General features: G+C 61.5%; 20 protein-coding genes and 1 riboswitch. Of the genes, 8 read left to right on the forward strand and 12 right to left on the reverse strand.

Annotated features, from left to right (window positions below):
- Positions 1 to 11 precede the first annotated feature (11 nt).
- The 4 genes from ACSSVH_RS24420 to ACSSVH_RS24435 all read right to left on the reverse strand — a co-directional run bounded on the left by ACSSVH_RS24420 (position 12) and on the right by ACSSVH_RS24435 (position 2,711).
- Positions 12 to 398 carry an MAPEG family protein gene (locus tag ACSSVH_RS24420; RefSeq protein WP_057960859.1) on the reverse strand — a complete coding sequence of 129 codons (387 nt, stop codon included), beginning with the start codon at positions 396 to 398 and terminating at the stop codon, positions 12 to 14.
- A gap of 31 nt (positions 399 to 429) precedes the next feature.
- Positions 430 to 1,263, reverse strand: coding sequence for an EamA family transporter (locus ACSSVH_RS24425; protein WP_492633834.1), 834 nt, complete (start codon positions 1,261 to 1,263; stop codon positions 430 to 432).
- A 74-nt stretch (positions 1,264 to 1,337) separates the two neighbouring features.
- Positions 1,338 to 2,225, reverse strand: coding sequence for a formate/nitrite transporter family protein (locus ACSSVH_RS24430; protein WP_492634734.1), 888 nt, complete (start codon positions 2,223 to 2,225; stop codon positions 1,338 to 1,340).
- Between the two features lie 87 nt (positions 2,226 to 2,312).
- Positions 2,313 to 2,711, reverse strand: a complete 399-nt coding sequence (locus ACSSVH_RS24435; RefSeq protein ID WP_029297383.1) for an acyl-CoA thioesterase — start codon at positions 2,709 to 2,711, stop codon at positions 2,313 to 2,315.
- Between the two features lie 198 nt (positions 2,712 to 2,909).
- Positions 2,910 to 3,017, forward strand: a riboswitch (S-adenosyl-L-homocysteine riboswitch).
- Between the two features lie 21 nt (positions 3,018 to 3,038).
- Here ACSSVH_RS24435 and ahcY point away from each other — a divergent pair.
- The 4 genes from ahcY (at position 3,039) to rhlE2 (ending at position 8,501) form a co-directional block, all read left to right on the forward strand.
- Positions 3,039 to 4,448 (forward strand): adenosylhomocysteinase, encoded by a 1,410-nt coding sequence (ahcY, locus tag ACSSVH_RS24440; protein WP_169953606.1) that lies wholly within the window; start codon positions 3,039 to 3,041, stop codon positions 4,446 to 4,448.
- A 169-nt stretch (positions 4,449 to 4,617) separates the two neighbouring features.
- On the forward strand, positions 4,618 to 5,463 hold the full coding sequence (gene metF / locus ACSSVH_RS24445) for a methylenetetrahydrofolate reductase [NAD(P)H] (protein ID WP_492633835.1): 846 nt from the start codon (positions 4,618 to 4,620) through the stop codon (positions 5,461 to 5,463).
- Positions 5,464 to 5,593: 130 nt separating this feature from the next.
- On the forward strand, positions 5,594 to 6,397 hold the full coding sequence (locus ACSSVH_RS24450; protein WP_169953604.1) for a substrate-binding periplasmic protein: 804 nt from the start codon (positions 5,594 to 5,596) through the stop codon (positions 6,395 to 6,397).
- A 223-nt stretch (positions 6,398 to 6,620) separates the two neighbouring features.
- The gene (gene rhlE2 / locus ACSSVH_RS24455) at positions 6,621 to 8,501 is read left to right on the forward strand and encodes an RNA helicase RhlE2 (RefSeq protein ID WP_492633836.1); all 1,881 of its coding nucleotides are present in this window, start codon (positions 6,621 to 6,623) and stop codon (positions 8,499 to 8,501) included.
- A gap of 227 nt (positions 8,502 to 8,728) precedes the next feature.
- Here rhlE2 and ACSSVH_RS24460 read toward each other — a convergent pair whose 3' ends face one another.
- Both ACSSVH_RS24460 and ACSSVH_RS24465 read right to left on the reverse strand, forming a co-directional pair.
- On the reverse strand, positions 8,729 to 9,307 hold the full coding sequence (locus ACSSVH_RS24460) for a YceI family protein (RefSeq protein ID WP_169953600.1): 579 nt from the start codon (positions 9,305 to 9,307) through the stop codon (positions 8,729 to 8,731).
- A gap of 32 nt (positions 9,308 to 9,339) precedes the next feature.
- Positions 9,340 to 9,891, reverse strand: coding sequence for a cytochrome b (locus tag ACSSVH_RS24465; protein WP_169953598.1), 552 nt, complete (start codon positions 9,889 to 9,891; stop codon positions 9,340 to 9,342).
- A 274-nt stretch (positions 9,892 to 10,165) separates the two neighbouring features.
- Between ACSSVH_RS24465 and ACSSVH_RS24470 the strand changes: the two genes are divergently transcribed.
- Both ACSSVH_RS24470 and ACSSVH_RS24475 read left to right on the forward strand, forming a co-directional pair.
- Positions 10,166 to 11,572, forward strand: coding sequence for an adenosylmethionine--8-amino-7-oxononanoate transaminase (locus ACSSVH_RS24470; RefSeq protein WP_432754727.1), 1,407 nt, complete (start codon positions 10,166 to 10,168; stop codon positions 11,570 to 11,572).
- 166 nt (positions 11,573 to 11,738) lie between these two features.
- Positions 11,739 to 12,458: a 16S rRNA (uracil(1498)-N(3))-methyltransferase gene (locus ACSSVH_RS24475; protein WP_492633837.1), complete on the forward strand. Its 720-nt coding sequence runs from the start codon at positions 11,739 to 11,741 to the stop codon at positions 12,456 to 12,458.
- A gap of 120 nt (positions 12,459 to 12,578) precedes the next feature.
- Here ACSSVH_RS24475 and ACSSVH_RS24480 read toward each other — a convergent pair whose 3' ends face one another.
- Genes ACSSVH_RS24480 through ACSSVH_RS24490 form a run of 3 tightly spaced genes read right to left on the reverse strand, consistent with a single transcriptional unit; the run spans position 12,579 to position 15,110 of the window.
- Positions 12,579 to 13,481, reverse strand: a complete 903-nt coding sequence (locus ACSSVH_RS24480) for a transporter substrate-binding domain-containing protein (RefSeq protein ID WP_169953592.1) — start codon at positions 13,479 to 13,481, stop codon at positions 12,579 to 12,581.
- A 24-nt stretch (positions 13,482 to 13,505) separates the two neighbouring features.
- Positions 13,506 to 13,859 (reverse strand): RidA family protein, encoded by a 354-nt coding sequence (locus ACSSVH_RS24485; protein WP_169953590.1) that lies wholly within the window; start codon positions 13,857 to 13,859, stop codon positions 13,506 to 13,508.
- Positions 13,860 to 13,868: 9 nt separating this feature from the next.
- Positions 13,869 to 15,110: a D-amino acid dehydrogenase gene (locus tag ACSSVH_RS24490; protein ID WP_169953588.1), complete on the reverse strand. Its 1,242-nt coding sequence runs from the start codon at positions 15,108 to 15,110 to the stop codon at positions 13,869 to 13,871.
- A 106-nt stretch (positions 15,111 to 15,216) separates the two neighbouring features.
- Between ACSSVH_RS24490 and ACSSVH_RS24495 the strand changes: the two genes are divergently transcribed.
- Positions 15,217 to 16,119 carry a LysR family transcriptional regulator gene (locus ACSSVH_RS24495; RefSeq protein ID WP_169953586.1) on the forward strand — a complete coding sequence of 301 codons (903 nt, stop codon included), beginning with the start codon at positions 15,217 to 15,219 and terminating at the stop codon, positions 16,117 to 16,119.
- A 95-nt stretch (positions 16,120 to 16,214) separates the two neighbouring features.
- Here the strand turns inward: ACSSVH_RS24495 and trhA are convergent, their stop codons facing one another.
- Positions 16,215 to 16,832 carry a PAQR family membrane homeostasis protein TrhA gene (gene trhA, locus ACSSVH_RS24500; protein ID WP_170042164.1) on the reverse strand — a complete coding sequence of 206 codons (618 nt, stop codon included), beginning with the start codon at positions 16,830 to 16,832 and terminating at the stop codon, positions 16,215 to 16,217.
- 132 nt (positions 16,833 to 16,964) lie between these two features.
- On the opposite strand from trhA, the gene ACSSVH_RS24505 reads away from it, so the two are divergent.
- Complete coding sequence (locus ACSSVH_RS24505) at positions 16,965 to 17,879, forward strand: LysR family transcriptional regulator (protein ID WP_170042163.1); 915 nt, start codon at positions 16,965 to 16,967, stop codon at positions 17,877 to 17,879.
- A gap of 102 nt (positions 17,880 to 17,981) precedes the next feature.
- On the opposite strand, the gene madM is transcribed toward ACSSVH_RS24505, so the two are convergent.
- On the reverse strand, positions 17,982 to 18,746 hold the full coding sequence (gene madM, locus ACSSVH_RS24510; RefSeq protein ID WP_169953582.1) for a malonate transporter subunit MadM: 765 nt from the start codon (positions 18,744 to 18,746) through the stop codon (positions 17,982 to 17,984).
- Positions 18,747 to 18,751: 5 nt separating this feature from the next.
- Positions 18,752 to 19,144 carry a malonate transporter subunit MadL gene (madL, locus tag ACSSVH_RS24515; RefSeq protein ID WP_169953580.1) on the reverse strand — a complete coding sequence of 131 codons (393 nt, stop codon included), beginning with the start codon at positions 19,142 to 19,144 and terminating at the stop codon, positions 18,752 to 18,754.
- Positions 19,145 to 19,200: the final 56 nt, after the last annotated feature.

Below are 19,200 nucleotides of genomic sequence, written 5' to 3' on the forward strand. Positions count from 1 at the left end.
GGCTGCGTGCCTTAGATCGAGACGAAGAAGAAACTCGCAATCAACGCCATGCCCACGAACCACACCAGCGAACGCAAGATCGCCCAGTCCGCCAGGTAGCAGATGATGTACAGCAGGCGGCTGGTGATAAACAGCACCGCCAGTACGTTGATGGTCACCAGTTCCGCGTTGCCGGCCAGGTGGGCAATGATCACCGCAGCGGCAAACGCCGGGGTCACTTCGAAGCTGTTGAGCTGTGCACTGTGGGCGCGCTTGGCGAAGCCTTCGAGGGTTTCGAGGAAGGCCCGGGGGTCATGGTTCTGCCGGGGGCCGAACTTGCCACCACTGAACTTGGCCACGCCGGTACACAGGTAAGGCAGAAAAATTGCGATCAACACACACCAGAAAGCGACAGTCATCACTCATTCCTTTTTTAGTTTTATCCGCTGGTTAGAGTTTCATCACGAGCATGCCGATCAGTACCAACCCACAGGCTAAGAGCCGGGAGCGGCCGAAAGGTTCTTTCAGGTAACGCATGCCGAACAACACCACCAGGATCACGCTGACTTCCCGCAACGCGGCGGCCTCGGCAATCGAGCCCAACTGCATGGCCCAAAGCACCAGAGCGTAGCTCAACAACACGCACAAACCCACGCTCAACCCCAACCGCCATTGTGCGCGCCAGAACAGGCTGAACGCCGCACGCTTGCGCACCATGGCCAACAATGGAAACGGCCAGGCGCTGAGCAGGGTCACCCAGACCAGGTAGTCCAATGGGTGCGACCAGCGCCGCAGCGCCTGACCATCGAGGAAGGTGTAGCAGCCGATGCACAGGCCGATCAGCGCCACCACCGGCAACATCGACCACGGCAACCGATCCCCACCACCGCCATGCCACAACAGGCACAACATGCCGAGCGGGATCAGCAGGATGCCGACAATCTGCTGGGTACTGAGTACCTCCCCGGCAAACACCAGGGTCAACGCCAGCACCACCAGCGGCGATAAGCCGCGCATCAGCGGATACACCAACCCCAGGTCACCGACGCGATAGGCCTGGATCAGCAGGTAGCGGTAGAGCAACTCGAACAGCGCCGAGGCGATGATCCACGGCCAGATTTCCAAGGGCGGCAGCGACACAAATCCTACCGCCAATAGCACAAACAGCAGCGCAACGCTGTCCATGCAGGCGATCACCAACAGGCGTTCGCCGCTGAATTTGATCAAGGTGTTCCACGTCGCATGCAACAGTGCCGCTATCAGTACCAAGACTGTCGCAAGCAATGGAACCTCCTGTAAGTGATTCGTGATGTGTCAGCACATACATATACCAAATACCGCGCTGGCACACACTGGCCTCACTGATCCTTGTCGATCCGCTGCGGATGCCTCGGGTCCGCCGCCTTTTTGTCCGGCAGGCTGCCTTCGCTGCGAATCTGCGCATGGCTGATCAACGCAAAGATAAAGCTGCCGCCGATGATATTGCCCGCCAGGGTCGGCCCGGCAAATACCAGCCAGAAGTCCTTCCACGGTAGCTCGCCGGCAAATACCAGGTAGGACACTTCCGCCGAACCGACGACGATGTGGGTGAAGTCGCCCAAGGCCATCAGGTAGGTGATCAGGATAATGATCCACATCTTGGCGCTTTCCATGGACGGGATCATCCACACCATGGTGGCGATCATCCAGCCGGAGACGATGCCCTTGGCGAACATCTGGCCCGTATCGTTTTCCATGATCTTGCGCCCGATTTCGAGGAAGGCCTGGTCGGTCTTGGTGTCGAAGATCGGCAGGTGCAGCATCACATAAGCCACCAGCAAGGTGCCGCAGAGGTTGCCCACCAGCACCACCGTCCACAGCCGCAACAGGCGCCCGGCATTGCCCAGGGTCGGCTTGCTCATCACCGGCAGCACGGCGGTCAGGGTGTTTTCGGTGAACAGTTGCTGGCGCGCGAGGATCACTGCAAGAAAACCTGCGCAGTAGCCAAAGCTGGCAATCACCTTGAAGCCTTCGCCGTCGGGCAGGCGTGAGTTGAGCAGCCCCATGGCCATCAATGACAGGCCCATGGTCAGGCCGGCGGCCAGCGCCGACCACCACAGCGCCGCTACGCTGCGCTCCAGCTCCTGGTCGCCCTGGGTGCGGATGATTTCATGCAGCACCGCCGCCCGGGGTGGCTGGTTCTTGTCCACATCCTGCTGTTCTTCCTGCGACAGGTTGGGAGTCTTGCCGTCTTTTTGCGTGGCCATGGGCGTACCTGAACGTTGGGTGACGATGTTCAGGTACGACCTGCCAGTCATCACCAGCGTTCAATGGCCACTTGCTTATACGGAGGGTTACTCGCTGTCGTCCTGGAACTGGTCTTTGACGTACTTGATCTCGGTACGGCCATGGGGTGCCGGCAGGCCGTCTTCGCCGAGGTTGACGAAGACCATTTTTTCTACGGTGAGGATGCTCTTGCGCGTGATTTTGTTGCGCACTTCACAGGTCAGGGTGATGGAGGTGCGGCCAAACTCGGTGGCGGTGATGCCCAGCTCGATGATGTCGCCCTGGCGCGAGGCGCTGACAAAATTGATCTCGGAAATGTACTTGGTCACCACGCGCTGGTTGCCCAGTTGAACGATGGCGTAGATCGCCGCTTCTTCGTCGATCCAGCGCAGCAGGCTGCCACCGAACAGGGTGCCGTTGGGGTTGAGGTCTTCGGGTTTTACCCATTTGCGGGTGTGGAAGTTCATGTTCACTCCAAAGCGTCTTGCGAAATGATGGCCAACATCATGGCAGAGCGCCGGCCCAAGCTCTATGAGCCATTGCCTATCAGTGTCATGAGCGATCTTCATGACCCCGACAGAAAGGCTTGGGAAGTCAGGCGCAGGCGGCTATAATCGCCACCGTTTCAAAACGGTCATCTGTGATTGATACCGTTCTCCCGCCACCTGTCCGAGGGGCGCTGCAGCAGGCCCTGGCCTGTCAGGCTCGGATGGGGCGTTGCCCAGCCGGGTTGTCCTGGTTGGATACTAAACGCACAACGGCGCCCATTCGCACACTACGAATGGAGGCTCTTCATGAGCGCTGTAATCACGCCTGCAGGTTTTACCGACTACAAAGTCGCCGATATGTCCCTCGCTGCCTGGGGCCGTCGCGAAACCTTTATCGCCGAATCCGAAATGCCTGCCCTGATGGGCCTGCGCCGCAAGTACGCCGCTGAGCAGCCGCTCAAGGGCGCGAAGATTCTCGGCTGCATCCACATGACCATCCAGACTGCCGTGCTGATCGAAACCCTGGTTGCCCTGGGTGCCGAAGTGCGCTGGTCGTCCTGCAACATCTTCTCGACCCAGGACCAGGCCGCTGCTGCCATCGCCGCTGCCGGCATCCCTGTCTTCGCCTGGAAAGGCGAGACCGAAGAAGAGTACGAATGGTGCCTGGAGCAAACCATCCTGAAAGATGGCGCGCCTTGGGATGCCAACATGATCCTCGACGACGGCGGCGACCTGACCGAGCTGCTGCACAAGAAGTACCCGCAGATTCTCGACCGCGTCCACGGCGTGACCGAAGAGACCACCACCGGCGTACACCGCCTGCTGGACATGCTGGCCAAGGGCGAGCTGAAAATCCCGGCCATCAACGTCAACGACTCGGTGACCAAGAGCAAGAACGACAACAAGTACGGCTGCCGTCACAGCCTCAACGATGCGATCAAGCGCGGCACCGACCACCTGCTGTCGGGCAAGCAAGCCCTGGTGATCGGCTACGGTGACGTGGGCAAGGGTTCGTCCCAGTCCCTGCGCCAGGAAGGCATGATCGTCAAGGTCTCCGAAGTCGACCCGATCTGCGCCATGCAAGCCTGCATGGACGGTTTCGAAGTGGTCTCGCCGTTCATCGACGGCCAGAACGACGGCACCGAAGCCAGCATCGACAAGGCCCTGCTGGGCAAGATCGACCTGATCGTGACCACCACCGGTAACGTCAACGTCTGCGATGCGAACATGCTCAAGGCCCTGAAAAAGCGCGCCGTGGTGTGCAACATCGGGCACTTCGACAACGAAATCGACACCGCTTTCATGCGCAAGAACTGGGCATGGGAAGAGGTCAAGCCTCAGGTACACAAGGTTCACCGTACAGGCAGTGGTGATTTCGACCCACAGAACGACGACTACCTGATCCTGCTGGCCGAAGGCCGCCTGGTTAACCTGGGCAACGCCACTGGCCACCCAAGCCGCATCATGGATGGCTCGTTCGCCAACCAGGTACTGGCGCAGATCTTCCTGTTCGGCCAGAAGTACGCCGACCTGTCGCCAGCCCAGAAAGCCGAGCGCCTGACCGTGGAAGTACTGCCGAAGAAACTCGACGAAGAAGTGGCCCTGGAAATGGTCCGCGGCTTCGGCGGCGTCGTGACGCAACTGACCAAGACCCAGGCCGACTACATCGGCGTGACCGTCGAAGGCCCGTTCAAGCCGCACGCCTACCGCTACTAAGTAACCGGCTCTCTCCCTGCTGGAGCGGGCTTGTGAGGGAGCGGGCTTGCTCGCGAATGCGCAGTGTCAGTCGAAGCAGTAACGACTGGCACACCGCTTTCGCGAGCAAGCCCGCTCCCACATTGACGGTGTATGTCTTCCGGTTTTATGAGTTTTCAAGGGTATTACCATGTCCCAAGACCGTCGCTACAGCTTCGAGTTCTTCCCGACCAAGACCGATGCTGGGCATGAAAAGTTGATGGCGACTGCCAAGCAGTTGGCCAGCTACAACCCCGATTTCTTCTCCTGCACCTACGGCGCAGGCGGCTCGACCCGTGATCGTACGATCAACACCGTGCTGCAGCTGGAAAGCGAGGCCAAGGTGCCTGCCGCGCCGCACCTGTCGTGCGTGGGCGACAGCAAGGACGACCTGCGCGGCCTGCTGACCCAATACAAGGCCGCCGGCATCAAGCGTATCGTCGCCCTGCGCGGTGACCTGCCGTCCGGCATGGGCATGGCCAGCGGCGAGCTGCGCTACGCCAATGACCTGGTGAGCTTCATCCGTGAAGAAACCGGCGATCACTTCCATATCGAAGTGGCTGCTTATCCGGAAATGCACCCGCAAGCGCGCAACTTCGAAGACGATCTCAACAACTTCGTGCGCAAGGCCAATGCCGGCGCCAACAGTGCGATCACCCAGTACTTCTTCAACGCCGACAGCTACTTTTACTTCGTCGAGCGCGTGCAGGCCCTGGGCGTGAACATCCCGATCGTGCCGGGCATCATGCCGATCACCAACTACAGCAAGCTGGCGCGCTTCTCTGACGCCTGCGGTGCAGAAATCCCACGCTGGGTACGCAAGCAGCTGGAAGCCTACGGCGATGACGTCAAGAGCATCCAGGCCTTCGGCGAGCAGGTCATCAGTGAAATGTGCGACACCTTGCTGCAAGGTGGCGCACCGGGGCTGCACTTCTACACCCTGAACCAGGCTGACCCGAGCCTGGCGATCTGGAACAACCTCAAGCTGCCACGCTGAGGCTGCCCCCTTTGTACCGCCGGCCAGGATTCCTTCCCGGCTCGGCGGCGCAATAAAAGTTCAGGTTTGCCGCCTGAAGATCCCCGATCCAGAGCTTCTCTTTAACCTGAGACAGTCGTAACCTCAGGGTATGCCCGTCATTCTCCAGCTGTTGAGCGCTGTTCTTTTCACTTGCCTGAGCCTGACCGCCCACGGCGAGAAACTGCGCATTGTCACCGAGCCCTGGGCACCTTACGTCTACGAAGAAAACGGCCAGATGCGCGGGCTCGACTACGAGACTACCGTCATCGTGTTCCAGCGCCTGGGGATCGAGGTGCAGTGGCAGTTCCTGCCCTGGAAACGCTGCCTGGCCATGCTCGACCAAGGCCTGGCCGACGGCGCGCTGGATATTTTCCACAGCCACGAACGCGACGCGGCGCTGCTTTACCCCAGCGAACCGTTGTCCCAGGTTGAGTTTGTGATGTTCTACGCCAACCAGCGCCCGCATCCGTTCCAGACCCTGGATGAGCTCAAAGGGCTGACCATCGGCACCTCCCCCGGTTACCTGTATAGCGCCGGGTTCAGCGAATCCACGCTGTTTACCCGCGAACCGGCCCCCAGCCATGAGGCTAACTTCGGCAAATTGGCCCGTGGCCGGATCGATCTGGTGATCACCGACCGCCGGGTCGGCCAGCATGTGCTCAAGGAATTGGGCCTGGAACACCAGGTCACCCAGGCGCCGCCGGTGATCAGCAGCCAGAAACAATTCCTCGCCGTACGCCGTGGCGCGGGCATGGACCTGCTGGTCCAGCGTTTTGGTGCCGAGCTCAAACGTTTCAAGCAAGAGCCCGCCTACGCGGCCCTGAGTGCCAAATATGCCGGCGCCGGGACCCAGATAGCCCCGTCGCCGCTGCTGGACGACACCGTTGAGCAGCAGGAAAGCAGCGCGCAGTGAATGCTCTGTTATACTCCGGCCTTTCCGCCAGGCTTACGCCCGGCCGCTGTGGTCGTATCACAGGCATCCAACCCCGCTACTGCGCAGCTTTGCAGCCCGCGCGAGCCATTGGAGTGCCTGCCAGCCCCAGCAGGACCGGACGGGGTTGCGTTCCTCTAAACGCCATTCGCGCCCGGCAAGATTATCCCTTTGGGCCAAGCCCTAACTACAAACAGGATTACTCATGTCCTTTGCTTCCCTCGGTCTCTCCGAGGCTTTAGTCCGCGCCATCGAGGCAGCGGGCTATACCGAGCCTACTCCGGTGCAACAGCGGGCTATTCCCGCCGTGTTGCAAGGTCGCGACCTGATGGTCGCGGCTCAGACAGGTACTGGTAAAACCGGCGGCTTCGCCCTCCCGATTCTGGAGCGGTTGTTCCCCAACGGTCACCCGGACAAATCCCAGCGTCACGGCCCGCGCCAACCCCGCGTACTGGTCCTGACCCCTACCCGCGAACTCGCCGCACAAGTGCATGACAGCTTCAAGCTGTACGCTCGCGACCTGAAGTTCGTCAGCGCCTGCATCTTCGGCGGCGTCGGCATGAACCCACAGGTTCAGGCCATGTCCCGCGGGGTTGACGTGCTGGTCGCCTGCCCTGGTCGTTTGCTCGACCTGTGCGGCCAAGGCAGCGTCGATCTGTCCCACGTGGAAATCCTCGTGCTGGACGAAGCCGACCGTATGCTCGACATGGGCTTTGTCCATGACGTGAAGAAAGTCCTCGCGCGCCTGCCGGCCAAGCGTCAGAACCTGCTGTTCTCGGCAACGTTCTCCAACGACATCACCGCCCTCGCCGGCAAGCTGCTGCACAACCCCGAGCGCATCGAAGTCACGCCGCCCAACACCACGGTCGAGCGTATCGAGCAGCGGGTGTTCCGCCTGCCAGCCAGCCACAAGCGCTCGCTGCTGGCCCACCTGATCACCGCTGGCGCCTGGGAACAGGTGCTGGTGTTCACCCGCACCAAGCACGGCGCCAACCGCCTGGCCGAGTATCTGGACAAGCACGGCCTCACCGCCGTCGCCATCCACGGCAACAAGAGCCAGAACGCGCGGACCAAGGCCCTGGCCGACTTCAAGGCCGGCTCCGTACGGATCCTGGTCGCCACCGATATCGCCGCCCGCGGCCTGGATATCGACCAACTGCCGCACGTGGTCAACTTCGAGCTGCCAAACGTCGATGAAGACTATGTGCACCGTATCGGCCGTACTGGCCGTGCCGGTCGTTCGGGCGAGGCCATTTCCCTGGTCGCCCCGGATGAAGAGAAACTGCTGAAAAGCATCGAGCGCATGACCAAGCAGAAAATCGCCGACGGCGACCTGATGGGCTTCGATGCCAGCACCGTGGAAGCCGAAAAACCGGAAGTGCGCGAGCGTCCGGATGTGCGTAACCCACGCAACCCACGTGGTCCCAAGGGCGATGGCCCGAACGGCGGCGGTGGTGGCGGTGGTCGTCGCGACAAAGGCAAGGACAAGGGCGGCAAGGACAAGGCGCCTACCAACGGCCGTGGCGAACGCCCAGCCCGTGAGCAAAAGCCCCGTGAAGGCACCCCGGCCCGCGAACAGCGCCAGCCGAGCCAGCCGCCACGCGCCGCAGCCGACCGCGCACCGGACGAGTTCCTCGACGACGACGTGGATAACTTCGGCAACCGCGTCGACTACGTGCCCCAGGCCAAGCCGGCCCAAGGCCGTGGTCGCCGCCCAGGTGCCCCGGCACCGGGCGCTGGTGCAGGTGCTCCGCGCGCCGGCGGCCAGCCGCAGGGTCGCCAGAACGGTCCGCGCAGCAGCAACGGCGCCACCACTGGCACCCCACCGGCCAAGCGCAATGGCCCGCGCAACGGCGCTCCGCGTGACGGCCAGGCCCGTCGCGAAGAGTCGCGCAACCGCCGCCCTGCGCGTGATGAGCAGCCACGCGCCTCGGAACCTGCCGTGCAGAACCCACGCAGCGGCACCACGCCGAAGATCATCCACAAGGAGTCGAAAAGCGATCGCTTCCCGACACCTGAGCAGTTGGATCAACTGCCAGGCCGCCCTCGTGGTGAAAAACCAGCGTTGCTGACCCGCAACCGCTGATTTTCAAAGCGCCATAAAAATGCCCCGAATCGAAAGATCCGGGGCATTTTTTTGGACTCGACATCGATCAACTGTGAGAGCTGGCTTGCCTGCGATGACGGGATTTCAGCCTGCATCGCAGGTGGCTGACCTGCCGCTATCGCAGGCAAGCCAGCTCCTACATTGACCGTATTCCAGGCTAAAAAAAACCGGATCTCACGATCCGGTTTTTTATGCAGCCTGCGAATTTACTTCGCTTTGACGCCTTCCAGCGAGATGTCCAGGTCCACGGTCTGGGAAGTCGGGCCTGGGCCTTTGATGCCGAAGTCATTCAGGTTCAGCGTAGTCTTGGCGTTGAAGCCAGCACGTTCGCCGCCCCACGGATCCTTGCCTTCACCGTTGAACGTGGCCTTGAAGGTCACAGGCTTGGTCACACCGTGGAAGGTCAGGTCGCCGGTCACGTCAGCAGTTTTTTCGCCGGTTGGTTTAACTGCGGTCGAAACGAACTTGGCATCGGCGAACTTGCCAACGTCCAGGAAGTCCTTGCTGGCGATGTGCTTGTCACGTTCAGCGTGGTTGGACCACAGGCTGGCGGTTTTCACGTCGACGGCGATTTTGCTCGCTTCAGGCTTGGCGGCATCCCAACTGAACGTACCATCCCAGTCCTTGAAGGTACCGTGGATGTAGCTGTAGCCCAGGTGGCTGATTTTCCAATCGATGAAGGCATGCTGGCCTTCCTTGTCGATCTTGTAATCAGCAGCCATCACCTGACCAGCAGACAGCAGAGCAGAACCAATTGCCAGAGCGGCGAGAGTCTTTTTCAACATGCTTTCTATTCCTTGTGAGTCGAGGTTGAACATCAGGCTTTGCGCCCCAGCATACGAACCAGGGTCGCGTCACGATCAATGAAGTGGTGCTTCAACGCGGCCACGCCATGCAGGCCGGCAAACACCACCAGTACCCAGGCCAGGTACAAATGCACCAGCCCGGCTACGTCTGCCTGGTCCGGTAGACCGGAAACCACGGCAGGAATTTCAAACAGGCCAAACACCGGGATCCCGACACCGTCTGCGGTGGAAATCAGGTAGCCGGCAATCATCACGGCAAACAGCCCGAGATACAGGAACGCGTGGCCAAACGCCGCGCCGATCCGGGTCATGCGGCTATAGCTGGCCAGTGGCGGCGGTGGTGGGCTGAGCAGGCGCCAGACAATGCGCACCAACATCACCGCAAACAACGTAATACCAATGCTTTTGTGCAAGTCCGGTGCATCTTTGCGCCATAGGCTGTAGTAGTCGAGGCCGACCATCCACAGGCCCAGCGCGAACAGGCCAAACACCACCAGGGCCACACTCCAGTGGATAACAATGCTGACCCAGCCGTAGCGGGCCGATGTGTTTCGTAGTTGCATTCCCCAAATCCTGTAAGAGCCGTGTCCAAGACTAGCGTGTTACCTATCGATATAAAGCCGAAAATTTCGCTTTGAAATATCGATTTATCCGATGTTGAGCCTATGAACAGTAAATTAACTAGGGATTAAGGACTATTGAGCACAAACGTGACAGACCGTCCTGCATTTACTGCCAATTCACCGTTCATGGGTTGTGACACAGCCCACCATTGCATAGGCTTGCGCGATTGTTTTGCCTGCGCGGGTCACGGCAGCGCTTCGAGGAGACTAAAAGATGGGCTTGAACAACCAGTGGATGCAACGCGATCTGGCGGTGCTGTGGCATCCCTGCACCCAGATGAAAGACCACCAGCAACTGCCGCTGGTACCGATCAAGCGCGGTGAAGGCGTATGGCTGGAAGACTTCGAAGGCAAGCGCTACCTCGATGCCGTCAGCTCGTGGTGGGTCAACGTGTTCGGCCACGCCAACCCGCGTATCAACCAGCGCATCAAGGATCAGGTGGACCAACTGGAGCACGTGATCCTCGCCGGCTTCAGCCACCAGCCGGTGATCGAGCTGTCCGAGCGCCTGGTCAAGATCACCCCCGAAGGCCTGACCCGCTGCTTCTACGCCGACAATGGCTCGTCGTGCATCGAAGTCGCGCTGAAGATGAGCTTTCACTATTGGCTCAACCGCGGCCAGCCGAACAAAAAGCGCTTTGTCACCCTGACCAACAGCTACCACGGCGAAACCATCGCCGCGATGTCGGTCGGTGATGTGCCGCTGTTCACCGAGACCTACAAGGCGCTGCTGCTGGACACCATCAAGGTGCCAAGCCCGGACTGCTACCTGCGCCCCGCAGGCATGAGCTGGGAAGAACACTCGCGCAATATGTTCCAGGCCATGGAACAGACCCTGGCGGACAACCACGACAGCGTCGCCGCCGTGATCGTCGAACCACTGATCCAGGGTGCCGGTGGCATGCGCATGTACCACCCGGTATACCTCAAGCTGCTGCGCGAAGCCTGCGACCGTTATGGCGTGCACCTGATCCACGACGAAATCGCCGTGGGTTTCGGCCGCACCGGCAGCATGTTTGCCTGCGAGCAGGCGGGCATCCGCCCGGATTTCCTGTGCCTGTCCAAGGCCCTGACCGGCGGCTACCTGCCCCTGGCCGCCGTGGTCACCACCGAAGATGTGTACAGCGCCTTCTACGACGACTATCCGACCCTGCGCGCCTTCCTGCACTCCCACAGCTACACCGGCAACCCGCTGGCCTGTGCGGCAGCCCTGGCGACCCTGGATATCTTCGAAGAAGACAACGTCATCGAGAACAACAAGGCCCTGGCCCAGCGCATGGCCACCGCCACCGCGCACCTGGTAGACCACCCCCATGTCTCGGAAGTGCGCCAGACTGGCATGGTGCTGGCCATCGAGATGGTGCAGGACAAGGCTACCAAGACCGCCTACCCCTGGCAGGAACGGCGCGGCCTGAAAGTGTTCGAGCATGCCCTGGAACGCGGCGCGCTGCTGCGCCCGCTAGGCAGCGTGGTGTATTTCCTGCCGCCGTATGTGATTACCCCGGAGCAGATCGACTTCCTCGCCGAAGTGGCCACCGAGGGCATTGATATCGCCACCAATAGCAAAGTCAGCGTGGCCGTGCCCAAGGACTTCCACCCAGGCTTTCGCGACCCCGGCTAACCCTCAGCCCCCTGTAGGAGCCGGCTTGCCGGCGAAAAACGTGAGAGCGCCGCGTTCATCCAGGCCCCCTCGTTATCGTTGACCTCCATCGCCGGCAAGCCGGCTCCTACAGGACGCCGTCGCTCCCGCTGCATAGCAACACACACATTATTTGCAGAGAACAGAAATGAGACTGTCGCGTTTTTTCACCGATACCCCGCTAAGCCTTGGCGACCACGAATTGCCCGAAGCCCAGGCGCACTACATCAGCCGTGTGCTGCGCATGAACGAAGGCGATGCCGTGCAACTGTTCGACGGCTCTGGCCAGGAATTTCGCGGCAGCCTGCTGGAAGTCGGGAAAAAACGTGTGACGGTGCAACTGACCGAAGCCTTCGCCGGCCAGGTCGAGTCGCCACTGCACATTCATCTGGGCCAGGGCCTGTCCCGTGGCGAGCGCATGGACTGGGCCATCCAGAAAGCCACCGAGCTTGGGGTCAATTCCATCACGCCGATCTTCAGCGAGCGCTGCGAAGTGCGCCTCAAGGACGAACGTGCCGACAAACGCCTGCTGCACTGGCGCCAGGTCGCAATCAGCGCCTGTGAGCAATGCGGCCGCTCTACGGTGCCGGTGATTCACCCACCGCTGTTGCTGGCCGATTGGTTGAAACAGACCGAGGCGGATTTGAAGCTGGTGCTGCACCCGGTGGCCGAGCCGCTGGTGAGCCATGCCAAGCCATCGAGCCTGGCGTTTTTGATCGGGCCGGAGGGTGGCTTGACCGATGGTGAAGTCCAGACCGCGCAAGGCGCTGGCTTCCACGCCGCACGGCTGGGGCCGCGGGTGTTGCGCACCGAGACGGCGCCCGTAGTTGCGCTGGCCGTCGCACAACAGCTATGGGGCGACTTCTAACCCCACGTTGCAAACCCAATCAAACTGTAGGAGCTGGCTTGCCTGCGATGGCGGCATCAAGGCCTGCGCAAGACTTGCGGGCCTCATCGCCGGCAAGCCGACTCCTACAGGCCGGGTGTTTTATTCCACCGGATCACTCACCGGCTTGGCAATGATCGCCTTCAGCTCGCTGGTCATGGGGAACTCCAGGTTCAAGCCCTTCGGCGGGATCGGCTGTTCAAACCAGCGCTGGTAGATCCCGTTGATTTCCCCCGAGCTGTACAACTCGCCCAACGTTTCGTTGACCACCGCCAGAAACTGCGGGTCGTCCTTGCGCACCATGCAGCTGTAGATTTCCCGCGACTGCTCCTCGCCCACCACCACCCACTTGTGCGGATCCTTGGCCTTGGCACGCTCGCCGTAGAGCAACGCATCGTCCATGTAGAACGCCACGGCCCGGCCCGATTGCAACATCTGGAACGCCTCGCCGTGATCCTTGGCGCTGATCACCGACATATCCAGCTTGTGCTCGTGGTTGTAGCTCTTGAGGAACCGCTCGTTGGTGGTGCCGGCAGTGGTCACCACGTTCTTGCCGCGCAGGTCGGCGAAGCGCTGGATACCGCTGTCGTTGGCAGTGAGCAACTGGCCCTTGACGTAGATAAAGCCATAGGAAAACGCCACCTGCTTCTGCCGCTCGGCCGTCACCCCGGTGGAGCCGCACTCCAGGTCGACGGTGCCGTTGATCACCAACGGAATACGGGTCTGGGAGGTGACCAGGTTGTACTTCACGTTGAGCTGGGGCACGCCGATCTTCTGTTGGATGCGCTCGACAATCTTGCTCGCCAGGTCCACCGAGTAACCCATGGGTTTGCCGGTGTGATCGCCGACATAGGAAAACGGCACCGACGCATCGCGATAGCCCAGGGTGATGCTCTTGGCATTCGCGACCTTGGCCAGGGTGCCCACCAGCGGCGCTTCATTGGCCTGGGCCTGGGCCGCCAGTAACAGCCCGAGGGCCGTGCCGATCAACGTGATTTTTTGCATTGTTATTCTCCGTTGGTTTTCTTGTTATGGGCGGCGTACAGCGATGACGCTGATTTCCACCAGCACACTGGGGCGTGCCAGTTCCGCCTGCAGGGTGGTACGGGTCGGTGCCTGGCCGGGCGTGAGCCAGGCGCACCAGACATCATTCATCGGCGCAAAACCCTCCTGAATGTTTTTCAGGTAGATAGTCGCGTTGAGCAGATGATCCTTGTCGCTGCCGGCTTCGGCCAGCAGCGCATCAATCTTGGCCAGCACCTCGTGGGTCTGGGTACTGACGTCCTGGCCGTCGCCCGGAACCTGGCCGGAAAGGAAGACCAGGTCCTGGAAAGTCACGGCGCCCGACAAGCGACTATTGCTGTTGATCCGGGTGATGGTCATTGCGCTGTCCTATGCGGCGCGGGGCGCGAGGCCCTGCATATCAATGGAAGGAGTGTGCTGGCCGATCAGTTCGGCCAACACCTGGCCGCTGCCGCAGGCCAGGGTGAAACCCAGGGCGCCGTGGCCGAGGTTGAGCCACAGGTTGCGGTACACGCTGGCACCAATCAGCGGCACGCCGCTGGGGGTGGCCGGGCGCATGCCTGCCCATTCGATGGCCTGGCTGTAATCGCCGGCCAAGGGGAACGTCTCACTGGCCTGGCGCTTGATCAGGGCCAGGCGCTTGGGCTCAAGGCCCTTATCGAAGCCGACGATATCGACCATCGCCGCCACCCGCAGTTGTTCGCCGATCCGCGCGTAAACGATCTTGCGGTCATAGTCGGTGATGCTGATGTTCGGCGCGGCGTGCTGCGCGCCAATCGGCACGCTCAGGCTGTAGCCCTTGAGCGGATACAGCGGCAATGCGATGCCCGGCAAGGCCAACTCGGGGCTGCGTACTCCCGCCGCCAGCACCAGGTGCTGCACCGGCATCACCTCGTCACCCAACTCAATCGCCTGCACGGTGCCGTTGGCATGGCGGATACCGGTGACCTTGCGCCCCAGCACAAACCGGCACCGGCCCGACGCTTGCAGGCGCGCCGCCAACTGCTGGCAGAAGCCATGACAATCCGCCACTTCTTCATTGGGCGTGTAGATGCCCCCGACAAAATCCCTGGCCCCCAGGGTCGGCTCCAGCCGCGTGCAATCGGCCGCCGACAGCACTTGCTGTTGCAGGCAATCGAGCACCTTGTTGCGAGCGTGCTCGAAGGTGTGATGGCTGCGAAATGTCACCAGCTTGCCGTTACGTTTCCAGTCGAAGCCGTCCAGCCCGTCTTCTTCGCGCCATTGCTGCAAGGTGCCCTGGCTCAGGGTGGCCAGGCGCAGCAAGTGCCCGGCGTTGCGCTTGTTGACCGAAGCCCGGCAGGCACCAAGGAAGGAGGCCATCCAACGCCATTGCGCCGGGTCCAGGCGCGGGCGCAGCTTTAACGGCGAGTCACCGCGCAGCAGCCAGCCAATGGCTTGCAACGGCACGCCTTTGTCCGCCAGCGGCGCAACGTAGCGATAGGACAATTGGCCGCCATTGGCAAAGCTGGTCTCGCTGCCCAGGCTATCGCGGGCTTCGACCACCGTCACGTCCATGCCGGCGCGCACCAGGGCATAGGCGCTCGCCAGACCGATGACCCCACCGCCAATGATGCAAACCTGCTCAGCCATATCGATTCCCAAGCGTTGTAATGAGCGTCCAAGGGTAGGGGCAGGTGACAGGCGCCGGACAATGAATAAAGATGGGCCACCTATAAACAAAGGTTATGGACTCGTCATGCGCTTGCGTCATATCGAAATCTTCCAGGCCATCCGCCAGACCGGCTCGGTCAGTGCCGCCGCGCAGTTGCTGCATGTCTCGCAACCGGCGGTGACCAAGGTGCTGCAACATGCCGAGCTGCAACTGGGCTTCCCGCTGTTCCTGCGCATACGCGGCAAGCTGCAGCCCACCCCGGAAGCCCTGGCCCTGGAGCGCGAGGTCGATAAGGTCAGCGAAAGCCTGCAAGGCGTGCGGCGCCTGGCGCAAAACCTGCGGCGCGCGCCCGGCCAAAGCTTGCGCATTGGCGCCACGCCGGCCCTGGCCTTGTCACTGCTGCCGCCGGCGATTGGCGAGTGGACCCAACGCTACCCGGACATCGCCTGCGAACTGTCCAGCGCCCACAGCCGCGAGCTGGTGCAAAACCTGTTGATGCGCGAGATGGATGTGGCGCTGACCCTCAAGTCCCCGGACCATCCGGGGCTCAAGGCACAGGCATTGGCCCACGGCGTATTGGTGGCCCTGGCGCCACGGGGTTTCTGGCCGGCGGCGGAACTGGGCAAACCCCTGCCCTTGATGGCCCTGGCGGGCACGCCGTTGATTGGCCTGTCGAGTGCCGACCCGCTGTCGGCGCGGCTCGACAGCTATCTGGAAGCGGTCGAACCACCGCCGCGCGTGCGGATCTCGGTGCAGACCTACTCCCTGGCCCGGGCCATGGTGGAGTCCGGCGCCGGCCTGGCGGTGATCGACCCCTTCACCGCGCTGGGCGCATCCACCGACAGCACCTGCATCCGCCCCCTGGCCCCACCGCTGCCCATCACCCTGTATGCCCTGACCCGCGCCGACGAGCCACCGCCGCATATGTTGGCGAGCCTGCTGGAGATCTTTGGCAGCCGTGCCCAGGAGCAGCTAGACCGCCTCTAAACCTGTAGGAGCCGGCTTGCCGGCGATGAGGCCATCAAGTCTTGCGCCAACCTTGCTGACGCCATCGCCGGCAAGCCGGCTCCTACAGAGGTGCGTCAGAGCACGTAGCGCATGATCGCCACAAAATGCAGCAGGCTGCCGCCAATCACAAACAGATGCCAGATCCCGTGGGAGTGCCTTAAACGGTGTTCCAGGGCAAAGAAGATAATCCCCACCGTGTACAACACCCCACCCGACGCCAGCCAGATAAACCCGTCCATGCCCAGCGCGGCAATCAACGGTTTGACCGCCACCAACACAATCCAACCCATCACCGCATAAATCACAATCGACAATATGCGCGCCTCGGAGCGCGGCTTGATCTCCTGCAAGATCCCGATCACCGCCAGCCCCCAGACAATCCCGAACAGCGTCCAGCCCCACGGCCCGTTCAGGGTCACCAGGCAAAACGGGGTGTAGCTGCCGGCAATCAGCAGATAGATCGAAAAGTGGTCGACCTTCTGCATGATCGCTTTCTTGCGCCCGCGCACGCTGTGATACACCGTCGAGGCGCTATACAGCACCAGCAGGGTAAAACCGTAGATCGCCACGCTGACGATCTTCCACGGGCTGCCGTCCATGCTCGCCACCACCAGCATCCACACCGCGCCGATAAAGGCTGCCACGGCGCCGAGCAAATGGCTCCAGGCGTTGAATCGTTCTCCGTGATACATGTGTCGCCGACCTCCAAAACTGCTGCATCTACCCCATAAGGCTCAGGCCTGACAGGCGAGAGTGCAAGACCGTTATGACGGTTGCGGCGCTTTAAGGGCACAATCGAACGCATTCGAATAAGAGTCATCGCCATGCTGATCGACGAAGAATTTACCCTCAAGAAACTGGAAATCTTCCTGGCCTTCATGCGCACCGGCAACCTGGCCCGTGCCGCCGCCGAGTTGCAGACCAGCAATGTCAGCGTGCACCGGGCCATCCACTCCCTGGAAAACGCACTGCGCTGCCCGCTGTTCAAGCACGAAGGGCGCAACCTCACCCCCCTGGAAAGCGCCTACATCCTCGAAGAGCGCGCGCAGAAGCTGGTACAGGATGTGGTCGACAGCGTGCGCCTGACCCGCGAAGCCGCCGGTTTCTCCGCCGAGCGTTTCAAGCTCGGCGCTCTGTATTCGCTGACGGTCAAGACCGTGCCGCAACTGATCATGGGTCTGAAAATCAGGCGTAGCGAGCTCAATATCGACCTGATCCTGGGCTCCAACGTCGACCTGATGTACAAGCTCAAAAACATGGAAGTCGACGCGATCCTGATCTCCCTCGACGACCAGGCCGTCGAGCCGGATTGCGCGCAGATCCAGCTGTTTTGCGACGATATCTTCCTCGCCACCCCCGCCGACTCGCCCCTGGATCGCGAACAGGAAATCGACCTGGCCCAGGTGCGCGATGCCACCTTCATCACCCTGACCCAAGGCTTCGCCACCCACCAGGACGGCGCACGGGTGTTCAAGCAGGCAGGCTTCGAGCCGAAGGTGGCGATGCAGGTCAACGATATCTTTACCCTGCTGAGCATGGTCAGCTCGGGCGTTGGCTATGCGCTGCTGCCGGGAAGGATCGCGGCGGTGTATGAGAACCGGGTCAAGCTGATCCCGCTGCAACCACGCTACCGGTTGCAGCAGCACATTGGCGTGGTGTTCTTGAAGGCCAAGGAGCGCGATCCGAACTTGCTGGCGTTGTTGGCGGAGTGTCGGATGTATGCCAATCGGCAACGTTGAACACTGCCCCTGTAGGAGCCGACTTGCCGGCGATGAGGCCATTCGCCTTGCGACACATCCAAGGCAGCCATCGCCGGCAAGCCGGATCCTACAAAGGGTCGATCAGCCCACCAACCCGCGCATGATCAAAAACAACAACGAAGGTCCCAACAAACACCCCAGCGCCGTATAAAACGCCGCCGTCAGGCAGCCATAAGGCACCAGCTTCGGATCAGTCGCCGCCAACCCACCGGCCACGCCGCTGGAGGTGCCCATCAGCCCGCCGAAGATCACCGCACTGCGCGGGCTGTTCAGGCCAATCAGCGGGGCGACGAACGGGGTCATCACCATCACCAGAATGGCCTTGATCAACCCCGCCGCGATGGACAGCGCCATCACCTCGGAACTGGCGCCAATCGCCGCCCCGGTCACCGGCCCGACGATGTAGGTCACGGCCCCGGCGCCGATGGTGGTCAGGCTCACCGCATCGGTATAACCAAACGCCATGGCCACTCCGACGCCTGCGATAAACGACGAACCAACGCCGACAAACAACGCCAGCACCCCCACATATCCAGCACGCTTGAGCTCATCGACGCTCACCCCAAACGCGGTGGCCACGATGGCAAAGTCCCGCAGCATCGCCCCGCCCAGCAGGCCGATGCCCGACAGCAACGGGATATCCACCACGCCCTTGGCCCCGCCGGTAAACGCACCACCCACATAGGACAGCACCAGCCCCAGCAGGATCGCGATGGCCGAACCATGCAGGCGGCCTTTGGTGAAGGTGTCGCTGATCCAGTAGGACACCCACATGGTCAGGCCGATCACCGCAAAACCACTGATCAGGCCGTAGCCGGTGATGACTTTCATCAAGGATTCGTACATGGCGCTCACCCTGCCGACTTGGGAGTGACAACCGCTTCCGGCTCACGCTTGCCGATGCGCACCAGCACCGGCACCAGGGCAAATGCCACCACCACCGCGCTGGTGCCGGCGAGGATCGCCATCGGGCCGCCACTGATCGCGCCATACACGTTTTGCTGGGCCGCCATGGCCACCACAATGGGAATGTACACCGCCGCCCAGAAGCTCACGCCCTGCTCGGATTTGCCGGTAAACAGGCCACGCTTGGCGAGGTAACTGCCCAGGCCGATCAGCAGCAACATCGCGATCCCCACCCCGCCGACGTTGGCCGGGATGCCCATCCATTTGCCCAATAGCTCGCCGACGAACAGGCCCGCCAGGGTACACAGGGCCAGAAACGCCACACCGTAAATAATCATGCTGGTAGTCCTCTTGATGCTTGATCGAAATTGTTGTTTTTGTGCTTCGAAAGCCA

This window comes from Pseudomonas sp. HC1(2025), assembly GCF_058742075.1.

What these genes read in the sequence shown, in the direction of transcription:
- ACSSVH_RS24420 (WP_057960859.1), bottom strand. Translation starts at nt 398, where the DNA reads ATGACTGTCGCTTTCTGGTGTGTGTTGATCGCAATTTTTCTGCCTTAC.
- ACSSVH_RS24430 (WP_492634734.1), bottom strand. Translation starts at nt 2,225, where the DNA reads ATGGCCACGCAAAAAGACGGCAAGACTCCCAACCTGTCGCAGGAAGAA.
- ACSSVH_RS24435 (WP_029297383.1), bottom strand. Translation starts at nt 2,711, where the DNA reads ATGAACTTCCACACCCGCAAATGGGTAAAACCCGAAGACCTCAACCCC.
- ahcY (WP_169953606.1), top strand. Translation starts at nt 3,039, where the DNA reads ATGAGCGCTGTAATCACGCCTGCAGGTTTTACCGACTACAAAGTCGCC.
- metF (WP_492633835.1), top strand. Translation starts at nt 4,618, where the DNA reads ATGTCCCAAGACCGTCGCTACAGCTTCGAGTTCTTCCCGACCAAGACC.
- ACSSVH_RS24450 (WP_169953604.1), top strand. Translation starts at nt 5,594, where the DNA reads ATGCCCGTCATTCTCCAGCTGTTGAGCGCTGTTCTTTTCACTTGCCTG.
- rhlE2 (WP_492633836.1), top strand. Translation starts at nt 6,621, where the DNA reads ATGTCCTTTGCTTCCCTCGGTCTCTCCGAGGCTTTAGTCCGCGCCATC.
- ACSSVH_RS24460 (WP_169953600.1), bottom strand. Translation starts at nt 9,307, where the DNA reads ATGTTGAAAAAGACTCTCGCCGCTCTGGCAATTGGTTCTGCTCTGCTG.
- ACSSVH_RS24465 (WP_169953598.1), bottom strand. Translation starts at nt 9,891, where the DNA reads ATGCAACTACGAAACACATCGGCCCGCTACGGCTGGGTCAGCATTGTT.
- ACSSVH_RS24470 (WP_432754727.1), top strand. Translation starts at nt 10,166, where the DNA reads ATGGGCTTGAACAACCAGTGGATGCAACGCGATCTGGCGGTGCTGTGG.
- ACSSVH_RS24475 (WP_492633837.1), top strand. Translation starts at nt 11,739, where the DNA reads ATGAGACTGTCGCGTTTTTTCACCGATACCCCGCTAAGCCTTGGCGAC.
- ACSSVH_RS24480 (WP_169953592.1), bottom strand. Translation starts at nt 13,481, where the DNA reads ATGCAAAAAATCACGTTGATCGGCACGGCCCTCGGGCTGTTACTGGCG.
- ACSSVH_RS24485 (WP_169953590.1), bottom strand. Translation starts at nt 13,859, where the DNA reads ATGACCATCACCCGGATCAACAGCAATAGTCGCTTGTCGGGCGCCGTG.
- ACSSVH_RS24490 (WP_169953588.1), bottom strand. Translation starts at nt 15,110, where the DNA reads ATGGCTGAGCAGGTTTGCATCATTGGCGGTGGGGTCATCGGTCTGGCG.
- ACSSVH_RS24495 (WP_169953586.1), top strand. Translation starts at nt 15,217, where the DNA reads ATGCGCTTGCGTCATATCGAAATCTTCCAGGCCATCCGCCAGACCGGC.
- trhA (WP_170042164.1), bottom strand. Translation starts at nt 16,832, where the DNA reads ATGTATCACGGAGAACGATTCAACGCCTGGAGCCATTTGCTCGGCGCC.
- ACSSVH_RS24505 (WP_170042163.1), top strand. Translation starts at nt 16,965, where the DNA reads ATGCTGATCGACGAAGAATTTACCCTCAAGAAACTGGAAATCTTCCTG.
- madM (WP_169953582.1), bottom strand. Translation starts at nt 18,746, where the DNA reads ATGTACGAATCCTTGATGAAAGTCATCACCGGCTACGGCCTGATCAGT.
- madL (WP_169953580.1), bottom strand. Translation starts at nt 19,144, where the DNA reads ATGATTATTTACGGTGTGGCGTTTCTGGCCCTGTGTACCCTGGCGGGC.